The sequence below is a fragment of the Rhodococcus sp. Z13_19A genome, assembly GCF_058133575.1.
This window is the reverse complement of sequence record NZ_JBYUNN010000001.1, coordinates 704445-717104: the sequence shown is the minus strand read 5'-3', so window position 1 is coordinate 717104 and position 12660 is coordinate 704445. Positions and strand designations below refer to the sequence as shown.

General features: G+C 73.6%; 13 protein-coding genes. 11 read left to right on the top strand and 2 right to left on the bottom strand.

From position 1 onward, the window contains the following. Together AC3YNX_RS03320 and AC3YNX_RS03315 are read right to left on the bottom strand one after the other, a co-directional pair. Positions 1-516, bottom strand: coding sequence for a universal stress protein (locus AC3YNX_RS03320; protein ID WP_127784307.1), 516 nt, complete (start codon positions 514-516; stop codon positions 1-3). A gap of 119 nt (positions 517-635) precedes the next feature. Then, positions 636-1436, bottom strand: coding sequence for a PIG-L family deacetylase (locus AC3YNX_RS03315; RefSeq protein WP_489994589.1), 801 nt, complete (start codon positions 1434-1436; stop codon positions 636-638). Positions 1437-1562: 126 nt separating this feature from the next. Here AC3YNX_RS03315 and AC3YNX_RS03310 point away from each other — a divergent pair, with 126 nt between their 5' ends. From AC3YNX_RS03310 to AC3YNX_RS03260, 11 genes are all read left to right on the top strand, one after another. After that, positions 1563-2645, top strand: a complete 1083-nt coding sequence (locus AC3YNX_RS03310; protein ID WP_489982121.1) for a lysylphosphatidylglycerol synthase domain-containing protein — start codon at positions 1563-1565, stop codon at positions 2643-2645. Continuing rightward, positions 2642-3910, top strand: coding sequence for a glycosyltransferase family 4 protein (locus AC3YNX_RS03305; RefSeq protein WP_489994588.1), 1269 nt, complete (start codon positions 2642-2644; stop codon positions 3908-3910). The genes AC3YNX_RS03310 and AC3YNX_RS03305 overlap by 4 nt, the downstream gene beginning before the upstream one ends. Next, the gene (locus AC3YNX_RS03300; RefSeq protein WP_489994587.1) at positions 3907-4905 is read left to right on the top strand and encodes an MBL fold metallo-hydrolase; all 999 of its coding nucleotides are present in this window, start codon (positions 3907-3909) and stop codon (positions 4903-4905) included. The genes AC3YNX_RS03305 and AC3YNX_RS03300 overlap by 4 nt, the downstream gene beginning before the upstream one ends. Before the next feature lie 306 nt (positions 4906-5211). Then, a complete protein-coding gene (locus AC3YNX_RS03295) occupies positions 5212-6270 on the top strand; it encodes a glycoside hydrolase family 3 N-terminal domain-containing protein (RefSeq protein ID WP_489994586.1) in 1059 nt (352 codons plus the stop codon). Between the two features lie 34 nt (positions 6271-6304). Beyond that, positions 6305-6883, top strand: coding sequence for a hypothetical protein (locus tag AC3YNX_RS03290; RefSeq protein WP_127784301.1), 579 nt, complete (start codon positions 6305-6307; stop codon positions 6881-6883). A 123-nt stretch (positions 6884-7006) separates the two neighbouring features. Further along, positions 7007-7894 (top strand): hypothetical protein, encoded by an 888-nt coding sequence (locus AC3YNX_RS03285; RefSeq protein ID WP_489982116.1) that lies wholly within the window; start codon positions 7007-7009, stop codon positions 7892-7894. Between the two features lie 77 nt (positions 7895-7971). Further along, positions 7972-8631: an HAD family hydrolase gene (locus AC3YNX_RS03280; RefSeq protein ID WP_489994585.1), complete on the top strand. Its 660-nt coding sequence runs from the start codon at positions 7972-7974 to the stop codon at positions 8629-8631. A 146-nt stretch (positions 8632-8777) separates the two neighbouring features. Beyond that, positions 8778-9449 carry a TetR/AcrR family transcriptional regulator gene (locus AC3YNX_RS03275; protein WP_489994584.1) on the top strand — a complete coding sequence of 224 codons (672 nt, stop codon included), beginning with the start codon at positions 8778-8780 and terminating at the stop codon, positions 9447-9449. A 111-nt stretch (positions 9450-9560) separates the two neighbouring features. Further along, positions 9561-10370 carry an enoyl-CoA hydratase-related protein gene (locus AC3YNX_RS03270; RefSeq protein ID WP_489994583.1) on the top strand — a complete coding sequence of 270 codons (810 nt, stop codon included), beginning with the start codon at positions 9561-9563 and terminating at the stop codon, positions 10368-10370. Further along, positions 10357-11604: an acyl-CoA dehydrogenase family protein gene (locus AC3YNX_RS03265; RefSeq protein WP_489994582.1), complete on the top strand. Its 1248-nt coding sequence runs from the start codon at positions 10357-10359 to the stop codon at positions 11602-11604. The genes AC3YNX_RS03270 and AC3YNX_RS03265 overlap by 14 nt, the downstream gene beginning before the upstream one ends. Further along, positions 11605-12654, top strand: coding sequence for a phosphotransferase family protein (locus tag AC3YNX_RS03260; protein WP_489994581.1), 1050 nt, complete (start codon positions 11605-11607; stop codon positions 12652-12654). Positions 12655-12660: the final 6 nt, after the last annotated feature.

Here is a 12660-nt window from a genome sequence, read left to right as displayed (position 1 = left end):
TCAGGGGCAGCCGGCGGGAACCACCAGCACCGGGCGGGTGCTGTTGTGCAGCACTTGCTGGGAGACGCTGGCGTGCAGCAGCGAGCGCAGCCCGTGCAGGCTCCGAGTCCCGGTGACGATGATGTCGGCCTGGTGCTCCTCGGCGGCGTCCACGATGCCGGTCCACACCCCGCCGGCGGCCGGCTGGGTGGCGGCGGTGGCCTGCAGCCCCAGTGCGGTGGCCACGCCGGCGCCCTCCTCGGCGAGCAGGCGGGCCTGGGTCTCGGCGTAGCGGTCGGCGGGGTGGTCCTCCCCAGCCCAGCCCACGACGGACAGCTCACCCCACATGGTGGCCAGCTGGGCGGTCTGCACCACCAGTGGCGCCCACACGCTCACCACCACCACGTGCGTGGAGCGCAGGCAGCGCGCGACGTGCTCCAGCGCCCCGCGGGCGCAGGCGGAGCCGTCGTAGGCCACCAGGACCACGTCGGTGCTGGTGGCGGCCGGTCGTGCGCGGTCGGTGCGGGGTGCCGCCATGGTGGGCTCCTGACCTGCGGGCGCCGGGCGCACGTCCGGTCCGTGGGCTGGCGTCCGCCTGGTTCCCCGCCGATTGTGCGCCGTGCGCGCCGGTTCCGCGAGGGGTGGATCCGTGGCGGTCAGCCTCGGTCGAGGCCGGCGAAGACGTCCTCGCGCAGGGGTCCGGGAGCAGCATCGCGCTGGAGGAACCACTCGCGGCCCAGCACCTGGCGGAACACCGGGCGCGGCAGGCGCAGCAGCAGGGCGAGGGTGCGCTGGTCGGAGTCGGCGGTGGCCTGGCTGGCGTGGGCGGCCATCGCGGCGCGCTTGGCGGCGGCGTGCGCGCGGACGTCCACGCGGTGGGTCACCACGTCGCTGTAGGCCTCGGCGAAGGCGGCGGCTCGCACCCCTGGCAGCACGCCGGGCACCGCCTCGACCAGTCGCACGGCGCGCTGGACGAGCCGCCGGTCCAGCGTGGCCTCGAGCACCCGTGGAGTGCCCGCCAGCCGAGCCGCCAGCGCTCCCACGTGGTGCACCTGCACGTGGTCGGGGTGGCCGTAGCCGCCGGCGGGGTCGTAGGTGGTGAGGACCTCCGCCCGCTCCTGCTCCAGCACCCGCGCCACCCGTCGCGCCGCGCTCGCCCGGTCCACGTCGGAGAAGCCGCCCGGGGTCGCGCTGTCGCGCCAGCCGGAGTCGCGGTAGCCCAGCAGGACCAGGCGGGCACAGCCCAGCGCCCCGGCCGAGCGCTCCAGCTCAGCCACCCGCCGGGTGCCCAGCCCGCCGTCGGCGCGCAGGTGCGTCGCGGCCAGCCCGGCCTCCCCGTTGGTGGCCACCACCAGCACCACGCGGTGGCCCTCGGCGGCGGCGCGGGCGAGCGTTCCCCCGGTCAGCAGGACCTCGTCGTCGGGGTGGGCGTGGAAGGAGACGAGGGTGCGGGCCACGGGCTCAGCATGGCAGCCGGCTCGCTCAGCCGTGACGCGTGCTACACCTGAGCGCGGTTGGTGCTTACATTGTGCGGACTGCTTGTACTTCACCTGAGCCCTACGACGCACGAGGACCCGCACACGATGACCACCACTCCGGCTGAGGAGACCCCTGCCGCCGCGCCCCGGCGCGGCTGGGTGGGGCTGCGCGCGCTCGCCTCCGTCGCCGCGCTGGCCACCGTCGTCGGGCTGCTGCTGGTGCTGCCCCGGGTGCTGGGCACCTCGTGGGACCCGGTGAGCAAGGTGCTGGCCGGGGTGCCGCTCACCGCGCTGCTGCTGCTCGCCGCGCTGTGGCTGGCGGGACTGTGGTCCTACACCTGGGTGCTCACCGCGGCCCTGCCCGGACTCACCCACCGCCAGGCGCTGATGCTGAACCTCACCGGCAGCGCCGTGGCGAACGTGGCGCCCTTCGGCGGGGCGGCCGGGGTGGGGCTGAACTTCGCGATGATCCGCTCCTGGCGGTTCACCCGGTCCGCCTTCGCCACCTTCACCGCGGTGAGCAACCTGTGGGACTGGCTGGGCAAGCTGGTGTTCGCCGGCGCGGTGCTGGCCTGGCTGTTGTCCACCGGCACGCTCACCTCTGGTCCTGTGCTCAGCGCGGTGCGCACGGCCGTGGTGGTGCTCGCGCTGGTGCTGGTGGCGCTGCTGTCGGCGCTGAGCAGCCACCGCGTGGCCCGCGGCTGCGGCACCGTGCTGGACCAGGCGGTCGCCGGCGGCATGCGCCTGGTCCGCTCCCCGCGGCGCTCCCGCATGGTCGACGTGCTGCCGCAGCTGAGGTCGTCCACGGTGGAGGTGATCCAGACGGCGTGGCTGCAGATGAGCGTCGCCGTCACCGGGTACCTGCTGCTGCAGGTGCTGCTGCTCGGCAGCTGCCTGCACCTGCTGGGTGAGGACCTGCCCGTGGGGGTGATCGCGGCCGGCTTCGCCGTGGAGCGGCTGCTGACGCTGGTCCCCATCACGCCCAACGGCGCGGGCTTCGCGGAGACCGCCTGCGCCGGCATGCTCATCGCGCTGGGCGGGGGAGCGGTGGGGGTGGCCGCGGCAGTGCTGCTGTACCGCGGGTTCACCTTCCTGCTGGAGATTCCGGTGGGCGGGCTGGGCATCGTCGCGTGGTTGGTGCAGCAGTCGCGGCGCCGTCGCGCACTGGTGCCGGTGGCCACCGCGTGAGGATCACCCACGTCACCGACTGCTACCTGCCCCGCCTGGGCGGCATCGAGATGCAGGTGCACGACCTCGCCCGGCGCCAGCGCGCCCAGGGCCACGAGGTCCGCGTCATCACCCGCACCGCCGCCGAGGCGCCGGAGGACCCCGCCGGGCCCACCGTGCACCGGGTGCCGGGCTTCCGGCAGGGGGTGCCCGGGGTGAGCACCCGTGCGGCACTGCACCGGCTGCTCGCACCGGGGGAGGTGGACGTGGTGCACGCGCACGCGTCGCTGGTGTCCCCGCTGGTGTGGACGGCCGGGGCGATCACCTCGGCCGCGGGGGTGCCCATGGTGGTCACCATGCACTCGGTCCCGCCGCCGGGGGCGATCCTGCGGGTGGCGGGCACAGCGGCGGGCTGGACCCGCTGGAAGGCCCGCTGGACCGCGGTGAGCCAGGTGGCGGCGAAGCCGATGCGCTACATGCTGGCCGGCCAGGAGGTGGCCGTGCTCGGCAACGGGGTGGACGCCGCGGCGTGGCAGCTGCCCGCCCACCACGCCGACCCGCGCGAGCTCACCATCGTCAGCGTGATGCGGCTGGCCCAGCGCAAGCGCCCGATGCCGCTGATCCGCACGCTGCAGGCCATCCGGGCACAGGTGCCGGCCGACGTCCGCCTGCGCGCGGTGATCATGGGCGAGGGCCCCCGGCGCGCCTACATGGAGAAGGCACTGCGCCGGCACGGCATGCAGGACTGGGTCAGCCTGCCCGGCGCTCGCACCCGCGAGGAGATCCGGCAGGTCTACCGCACCGCCGACGTGTACCTGGCGCCGGCGCGGCTGGAGTCCTTCGGCATCGCTGCGCTGGAGGCCCGCAGCGCGGGTCTGCCGGTGGTGGCGATGTCCTGCGGCGGGGTGGTGGAGTTCGTGCGCGACGGCGTGGAGGGGCTGCTGGTGGGCTCCGACGCCGACATGGCCGCCGCCACCGCCGGGCTGCTCACCGCACCGGAGCGGCTGCGGGCCATCCGGGAGCACAACGTGGCCACCACGCCGGAGATGACCTGGGACCACATGCTGGCGCGCAGCATGGAGCACTACCAGCAGGCCGCCGTCATCGCCGGCACGCGGCTGCCCGACCCCGTGCTGGCGCGCACTGGCTCCGACGGGGCGGTGGGCCGCCCGGGCGGTGCGCGGCTGCGCAGCAGGGTCAGCACCGGCGGCACTGCTGGCGGCGAGTGCCGGTGTGGGACCGGGCGAGACGGCCGTCACACCTGCGTGCCAGACTCCCACGGATGAGCGACTGGACCACACCTGGCGTGTACCCCGTGGCCGAGGGCGTGCACCGCATCCCGCTGCCCCTGCCCAACGACGGGCTGCGCGCGGTCAACGTCTACGCCATCACCGACGGCGACTCGCTGGTGCTGGTGGACTCCGGCTGGGCGATTCCGGAGTCCATGGAGCAGCTGGAGCGCGGCCTGGCCACGCTGGGCGCGGACCTCGGCGACGTCAGCCGGATCCTGGTCACCCACGTGCACCGCGACCACTACACGCAGGCGGTCACCATCCGCCGCCGAGTGGGCTCCGACGTCGCGCTGGGCGCCGGGGAGAAGCCGTCCATGGACCTGCTGCTGCACCGCGCCGCCGAGGCCAACGTCCTCAACGCCGACCGGATGGCCCGCTACGGGGCGCAGCAGCTGGCCGACCTCATCCGCAACGCCCCGCCCAGCGAGGGCGGCCCGTGGGAAGCCCCCGACCAGTGGCTGGAGGAGGGCGACACCATCGCCCTCGGCAGCCGCAGCCTGGACTCGGTGCCCACCCCGGGCCACACCCGCGGCCACGTGGTGTTCGTCGACGCCGCCGCCGACCTGCTCTTCGCCGGCGACCACGTGCTGCCCAGCATCACCCCGTCCATCGCCGTGGAGCCCGGACCGCCCCGACTGGCCCTGGGCGACTACCTGCAGTCGCTGCGCGTGGTGCGGGCGATGCCTGACCGGATGCTGCTGCCCGCGCACGGGGCCGTGACCGACAGCGCACACAAGCGCATCGACGAGCTGCTGGAGCACCACGACACCCGGCTGGCCGACACGCTCGCCGCGGTGACCCAGGGCAGCACGGTGCTCGACGTGGCCCGCATCCTGCGGTGGACCCGGCACAAGCGCAGCTACGCCGACCTGGACATCTTCAACCAGGTGCTGGCCATCGGTGAGACCGCCGCTCACCTGGATCTGCTTGTGCACCAAGGCCGGCTGCGCTGCGACGACAGCTCGGGAGTCAGCACCTACGGCAGCTGAGGCCGGTGGCTCCGCCCCGGTCCACCGTGCTTGACTGGCGCGATGGTGAAGACGGACCGCACGGGCCCCCGCGCGTTCCGATCCGCGCGTCGTGGCCTGCTCGCCGGCGTGCTGGGCGCGACGATGGTGGTCGGTTGCAGCTCCCCTGGGCCGCCGCCCAGCGCGGCGCTGCCCCCGGCCAGCGGCGCCCCGTCGAGTCCTGGTCCGAGCGAGCCGACCGGACCCACCACCGCACCCGTCCCCGGGCCGTCGTCTCCCGCGCCGTCGTCTCCCGGGCCGTCGTCTCCCGAGCCACCAACCACCTCGGTGCCGGCTGCTGCGCCGGTCCCCGGCTGTGTGCCCACCGACTACCTGGCCACCCTGCCGCTGCGCCAGCAGCTGGGACAGCTGCTGATGGTCGGGGTGGACTCGTCCGGACCCGGTCAGGTCACCGACGTGGTCCGCCAGGGTGTCGGCGGCGTCTTCGTCGGCGGCAACGCCACCGGGTTGCTCACCAGCGGCGCGCTGTCCCGGCTCGACGCCCAGTCCCCGGCAGGCCTCGGAGTGATGGTGGCGGCCGACGAGGAGGGCGGTCGGGTGCAGCGCATCGACGCCCTGGACGGCAGCATCCCCTCGGCGCGGGCCATGGTGCAGTCCGGGATGAGCCCCGCCCAGGTGCGCCAGCTCGCCCTCACCCGTGGCCAGCAGCTGCGCGGCTACGGCATCACCGTGGACTTCGCCCCCGACACCGACGTCTCCGCCCAGGCGAGCACCACCGTCATCGGGGACCGCTCGTTCAGCCCGGACCCGCAGGTGGTGACCAGCTACGCCCGGGCGTTCGCCGACGGCCTCCGAGCCGCCGGTGTGCTGCCCGTGCTCAAGCACTTCCCGGGCCACGGCGCCTCCAGCGGCGACTCGCACCGGGGCACGGTGACCACGCCCGCCCTGCCTGCCCTGCAGCAGCGTGACCTGGTGCCCTTTCGCGCGCTGGTCGCGGAGTCGTCACCGGCGGGCACCGGCGTGATGGTGGGTCACCTGGCCGTTCCCGGGCTCACGGAGCCGGGCCTGCCCGCGAGCCTCAGCCCGGCCGCGGTCGGGTTGCTGCGTGCTGGCAGCGGCTACGGTGCCCCGCCGTTCGAGGGGGTGGTGTTCAGCGACGACCTCGCGGGCATGGCCGCCATCAGCGACCGGTTCGACGTGCGAGAGGCGTCGCTGCGTGCGCTGCGGGCCGGCAGCGACGTGGCGGTGTTCATCACCGCCACTCGGCTGCCCGCGGTGCTGGACTACCTGGAGGCGGCGGTGGCCGACGGGCGGCTGCCGGCCGCGCAGGTGCAGCAGTCGCTGCGCCGCGTGGTGCTGGCCAAGCAGGTTCCGCTCTGCGCGTGAGCTGAGCGGCGGCCGGGGCTGGCATGCTCACCCCGTGACGCGACTCCTGGTGACTGCCGGACTACTGGGTGCCATCGGCGTGCTGGCCGGCTGCGGTGGTTCTCCCGCGCAACCGGCCCCGCAGACGACCGTGGCGCCCCCCGCCAGCTCCGTGTCCGCGCCGCCGAGCACACCGCCGCCGGTGCCGGCCGAGCCCGCCCCGCGCACGACCCTGGCGCCCCCGACGCTCGCCCCCTCGGCCACCACCCGGCCCGTGACCCCCACGACGGCGGCGCCCACGCCGGCGGCACCCACCTCACGGGCGGCGGCGGTGTCGCTGCCGCCGAACCTGTGCGCCGCCACCGACCGCGCGCAGGACACCGCGGACGCCTTCATGGGTTCCCTCAGCGCCGGGCAGGTGGCCGAGGCCAGCAAGTGCGTGGCGCCCGGGGCGGTGCCGGCCGAGCTGGTGGCCAGCCTGGCCGGTCAGCAGCGGCAGACGGCCGGGTACGCGCCGGTCGGTGGCGGCGAGGGGCCGGTGTTCACCTACCGCGGCGACGGCAGGACCGTGCTCGTGACGGTGTCCCGCTTGGCGGACGGCGCCACCTGGGTCACCGGGCTCGTGGTGCGCTGAGAGCGGTGATGCTGAGGCCGGTGGTTACGTGCAGTGGTTGAAAGATCACCACACGTAACGGTTTTCGTGTTAGATGACGCGCACCACTGGTCGAGCCCTCGGAGCACCATGCGCCCCAGATCGATGCGCCCCAGAGTTGTCGTTGCGTCGCTGGTCCTGCTGGCGCAGGTGTTGTTCGGGGCGGTCGTCACCGCCCCCTCGGCGGCCGCCGAGGGCGCCGACGACGCGGCAGCCGCGGTTGGCTACGCCAACGCCCGCGGATACCGCTCGGCGATCGGCGTCGTGGACACCACCAACGGCCAGTTCTGGGGTGGCGGTGACTTCGACCTGCAATACGCCTCGGAGTCGGTGATGAAGGTCTTCATCGCCACGCGACTGCTCGTCCAGGGCCAGATGAGCGGCTGGAACGAGACCACCGCCTGGAAGATGATCACCCAGTCCGACGACGCCTCCGCCAACGCGCTGTACTACCGAACCGGCGGCGACAGCGTGGTGACCTGGGCCGCCCAGCACTACAACATCCCGTTCCTGGGTGCTCCGCCACCGCGCTCGGGCTGGTGGGGCGGCACCCGCATCACCGCGCACGGGATGGCGGTGTTCTACAACGCCGTGGCGCACGACCCCCGGGTGTGGCCGTGGCTGAGCAACGCCATGCGCAACACCACCGTCCACGGCTCCGACGGCACGTTCCAGCACTTCGGCCTACCCAGCGCCACGGTCACCTGGGCCGTCAAGCAGGGCTGGGGCGCCGACAGCGCCAGTGGGCTGCCCACCTTCAACTCCACCGGCTACGTCGGCCCCGGTGACCGCTTCGCGACCGTCATCCTCACCGAGGGGCCGGGCTACGGTGCGCCGATCGCGGGCGTGGTCACCGAGCAGGCCCGCACCCTGCTGCACGCCGGCACCATCCGGCCCCCGGTGGCGGCGCAGGACCCGTTCGCGTTCCTGTTCCAGCTGCTGCTGAACTACCTCATCGACCTGGCCCGCCAGTTCCACTGGTTCGGCTTCTAGTCCGCAGGCCCCGGCCGACGCGCGCAGGGCACCGGCCCCGTCCGTACCGCGACGGTGCGGGGTGGTCTGATGGGGCCATGAGCGCAGTGGGCAGGAGCGACGTGGCAGAACCCGGGCGCGACGCGGTGCTGGTGGACTTCGGTGGCGTGCTCACCTCCAGCGTGATGCGCTCGTTCGCGGACTTCGGTGCCACGCTCGGTGGCGACCCGGGCCTGCCGCTGCGACTGCTCAGCGAGGACGAGGTGGCCCGACGGCTGATCTCCGAGCACGAGTCCGGTCGCACCAGCGCCGAGGAGTTCGAGCGCGGCTTTGCCGAGCGGCTCACCGCCCACGGTGCACCGGTGAGCGCGGAGGGGCTGATCGCCCGCATGCAGGCGGGCCTGACCCGCGACGAGGACACCATCGCCCTGGTGGCCGGGCTGCGGGCGGCGGGTCACCCGGTGGCCCTGGTGACCAACGCCTTCGGCCGCGGTGGCTACGCAGGCTTCGACCTGGCGTCCATGGCCGACCAGGTGGTGGTGTCCTCCGAGGTGGGCGTGCGCAAGCCCTCGCGCAAGATCTACGCGCTGGCCTGCGAGCGGCTCGGGGTGTCCCCGGAGACGGCCGTGCTGATCGACGACCTGCAGCAGAACCTGGACGGCGCGGCGCGGCTGGGCATCGCCGGGGTGCTGCACACCAGTGCCGCCGAGACCCGGCGCCAGCTGGCCGAGCGGTTCGGGATCGTGGCGGCGGACTAGCGCGTCAGCCCTGGTCGGTGCTCATCCCTGGCCGGCGCCGACCCGCAGCACCAGCCGGCCGTCCCGGATCCACTCGCTCAGGGCGGTGATGCCCTGTTCGAACGACCTCGTTGAAGTCGACACCGGATTCAGATATACATCGGCCCATGACCACCAACGCCGCCGCCGCGCCCGCGCGGCGGGAGCCCCCGGCCACCAGTCGCGGAGTGCGCACCCGGACCGCGCTGGTGCAGGCGGCGCGGGTGGTGTTCGAGCGGGCCGGCTACCTCGACGCCCGGCTGGTGGACATCACCCGGGAGGCCGGCTGCGCCACCGGCTCGTTCTACACCTACTTCGCCAACAAGGAGGAAGTCTTCGCCGCGGTGCTCGAGGTGGCCCAGGAGGACATGCTGCACCCCGGCGTGGACCGCGAGGTGGACGGCGACGACGCCTACGCGGTGCTGGAGGCGAGCAACCGGGCCTACCTGGAGGCCTACCGGCGCAACGCCCGGCTGATGGGGCTGCTGGAGCAGGTGGCGCACATCGACCCGGCGTTCCGCGCCTTCCGCGCGGAGCGGGCGGCTGCGTTCATCCAGCGCAACGCTCGGGGGATCGCGGAGCTGCAGCGGCGCGGGGTGGCCACCACGCGGGTGGATCCGCTGCTGGCCTCGCGGGCACTGTCCGGAATGGTCAGCCGCCTGGCCTACAGCGTCTTCACCATCGGGGAGGGTGAGGACGCCGAGCGGCCCACCGACTTCGACGAGCTGGTGCACACGCTCACCCAGCTGTGGGCGCACGCCCTGGGCATCCCGGTGCCGCCGGACCCCGACCGGGGCTGATCCAGCCTGCTATTGAAACTGAAGCCGGATTCACCTATACATAGGTTCACCCAGGCCCCGGCCCCTGTACCGGCGGATCTCTCCAGGGTGGCGAGACCCCGAGGAGCTGCTGTGCCGGTTGCGGACACCCAGGGCGGGCTGGTGCTGGCCGAGCGCCGGGGCGCGGTGGCGGTGCTCACCTTCAACCGGCCGGAGCGGCTCAACGCCTGGACCAACGCCATGGAGGACGAGTACTTCGACCTGCTGCTGGCCGCCGAGGACGACCCTGACGTGCGCGCCGTGGTGGTCACCGGCGCCGGCCGCGGCTTCTGCGCCGGTGCCGACCTGGCAGGGCTGCGCAACGTCGGCGATGCCCGGCCCGAGGACCTCGCCCGCGCTCGGCCCCGTGACCTCCCGCTGACCCTGCGCAAGCCGCTGGTCGGGGCCATCAACGGTGTCGCCGCGGGCCTGGGCCTGGTGGAGGCGCTGTACTTCGACGTCCGGTTCGCCTCGACCGCCGCCCGGTTCACCGCGGCGTTCTCCCAGCGCGGGCTGATCGCGGAGTACGGCAGCTCCGTGCTGCTGCCCCGCCTGGTCGGCCACAGCCGGGCCACCGACCTGCTGCTGTCCAGCCGGATGGTGGACGCCGCCGAGGCCCACCGCATCGGCCTGGTGGACCACCTGGTGGACGGCGACGTGCTCGCCGCGGCCGTCGACTACGCCACCGCCCTGGCCACCACCTGCTCGCCCACCTCCATGGCGGTGATGAAGCAGCAGCTGCGGGCCGACGTGCCCTACGCCGAGGCGCTGCGCCGCTCCGAGGAGCTGATGCTCGACGCCTTCCGCGGACCCGACGTCAGCGAGGGCGTCTCCAGCTTCCTGCAGCGTCGTCCCCCCGAGTTCCCGCCCCTACCGATGAGGACCAGCCATGTCGATGTTTAGCTTCTCCGACCGTTCGCTCGAGCTGCAGGACGAGCTGCTGGCGTTCATGGACTCCCACGTCTACCCGGCCGAGGCGGTGTACGAGGAGCAGATGCGCGCCTCGGGCAACCCGCACTTCCAGCCGCCGGTGCTGGAGGAGCTCAAGGTGGAGGCCAAGCGGCGCGGGCTGTGGAACCTCTTCCACCCGCACCCGGAGTGGGGCCCGGGGCTGAGCAACCTCGACTACGCGCCGCTGGCAGAGATCATGGGCCGCAGCCACCTGGCCCCGGAGGCCTGCAACTGCAACGCCCCGGACACCGGAAACATGGAGGTGTTCACCCTCTTCGGCACCGACGAGCACAAGCAGAAGTGGCTGCGGCCGCTGCTGGACGGGGAGATCCGCTCGGCGTTCGCGATGACCGAGCCGGCCGTCGCCAGCTCCGACGCCACCAACATCCAGCTGCGCATGGAGCGCCACGGTGACGAGTACGTGCTCAACGGCCGCAAGTGGTTCGCCTCGAACGCCCTGCACCAGAACTGCAAGGTGATGATCGTGATGGGCAAGACCGATCCCACCGCGGCCACGCACAAGCAGCAGTCGATGATGGTGGTGCCGATGGACGCCCCCGGCGTGACCGTGCTGCGCGGGTTGCCGGTGTTCGGCTACCAGGACCGGGAGGGCCACGCCGAGATCGACTTCCAGGACGTGCGCGTGCCGGTGAGCGACCTGCTCTCCGGGGAGGGCGAGGGGTTCGCCATCAGCCAGGCCCGGCTGGGCCCGGGCCGCATCCACCACTGCATGCGGGCGATCGGGATGGCTGAGCGTGCCCTGGAGCTGATGTGCCGCCGGGCCCAGTCCCGGGTGACCTTCGGCCAGCCGCTGTCCGAGCGCGCCAACATCCAGGATTGGATCGCCGAGGCGCGCATCGAGATCGAGATGGTGCGCCTGCTCACCCTGAAGGCGGCGCACCTGATGGACACCGTGGGCAACAAGGAGGCACGCACCGAGATCGCGGCCATCAAGGTCGCTGCCCCCAAGATGGCGCTGAAGATCATCGACCGCGCCATCCAGGTGCACGGTGGAGCCGGCGTCACCGACGACTTCCCGCTGGCGATGGCCTACGCGCACATGCGCACCCTGCGCCTGGCCGACGGCCCCGACGAGGTGCACCAGCGCGCCATCGCCCGCCAGGAGCTGCGGAAGTATCGCGACGTCACCGCGGCGAGCAACGGCCACGAGGCCGTGGTGCGCTGAGTGACCAACGCGCAGGTGGTGGGGCTGGACCCCCACGCGGTGACGGAGTGGTTCGACAGCCTGGGCCTGCAGCGGCAGGGACGGCTGAGCTTCGAGCGGGTGGGCCTGGGCCAGTCCAACCTGGTGTTCCTGGTGCAGGACGAGGGCCGGGGGCGGTGGGTGCTGCGCCGCCCGCCGCTGGGCCACCTGCTGGCGTCGGCGCACGACGTGGCCCGGGAGGGGCGCATCCTCTCGGCCCTGCAGGACACCGCGGTGCCCACCCCGCGCGTGCACGGGCTGTACACCCCCGGGGCGGGCTCCGGCCCGGCGGTGAGCGAGGTGCCGCTGCTGCTGATGGAGTTCGTCGACGGCCGGGTGGTGGACCGCATGTCGGTGGCCGAGGCGCTCACCCCGGAGCAGCGCCGTGCCATCGGGGTGTCGCTGCCGCGCACCCTGGCCACGATCCACGCCGTGGACCTGGACGCCACCGGCCTGGCGGACCTGGCCAGCCACAAGCCCTACGCCGCCCGCCAGCTCAAGCGCTGGGGCGGGCAGTGGGAGCAGTCGCGCACCCGGGAGCTGCCCGAGCTGGACGACCTCACCGCCCGGCTGGTGGCCGCGGTGCCGGAGCAGCACGAGCTGACCCTGGTGCACGGCGACTTCCACCTGCGCAACGTGATCGCCGCCGCCGACACCGGGGAGGTGGTGGCCGCGCTGGACTGGGAGCTGTGCACCCTCGGTGAGCCCCTGGCCGACGTGGGCACCCTGCTGGCCTACTGGCCCGAACCCGGTGAGGACACCGGCGGTGACTTCCCCGCCTCCGCGCTGCCGGGCTTCCCCAGCCGCGCGGAGATCGCCGAGATCTACCTGGCCGAGACCGGGCGCGACGCCGCGGCGCTCGCGTACTGGCACGCGCTGGGGCTGTGGAAGGTGGCGATCATCGCCGAGGGCGTCATGCGGCGGGCCTGGGACGAGCCGCAGAACGCGGCCGCGAGCGGCACGCCCACCGTGGCGCGGATCGACCAGCTGGTGGCCAAGGCCCGCGAGGTGGCCGACCATGCCGGGATCTAGCGGTGA

What these genes read in the sequence shown, in the direction of transcription:
- AC3YNX_RS03310 (WP_489982121.1), top strand. Translation starts at nt 1,563, where the DNA reads ATGACCACCACTCCGGCTGAGGAGACCCCTGCCGCCGCGCCCCGGCGC.
- AC3YNX_RS03320 (WP_127784307.1), bottom strand. Translation starts at nt 516, where the DNA reads ATGGCGGCACCCCGCACCGACCGCGCACGACCGGCCGCCACCAGCACC.
- AC3YNX_RS03265 (WP_489994582.1), top strand. Translation starts at nt 10,357, where the DNA reads ATGTCGATGTTTAGCTTCTCCGACCGTTCGCTCGAGCTGCAGGACGAG.
- AC3YNX_RS03280 (WP_489994585.1), top strand. Translation starts at nt 7,972, where the DNA reads ATGAGCGCAGTGGGCAGGAGCGACGTGGCAGAACCCGGGCGCGACGCG.
- AC3YNX_RS03285 (WP_489982116.1), top strand. Translation starts at nt 7,007, where the DNA reads ATGCGCCCCAGAGTTGTCGTTGCGTCGCTGGTCCTGCTGGCGCAGGTG.
- AC3YNX_RS03300 (WP_489994587.1), top strand. Translation starts at nt 3,907, where the DNA reads ATGAGCGACTGGACCACACCTGGCGTGTACCCCGTGGCCGAGGGCGTG.
- AC3YNX_RS03275 (WP_489994584.1), top strand. Translation starts at nt 8,778, where the DNA reads ATGACCACCAACGCCGCCGCCGCGCCCGCGCGGCGGGAGCCCCCGGCC.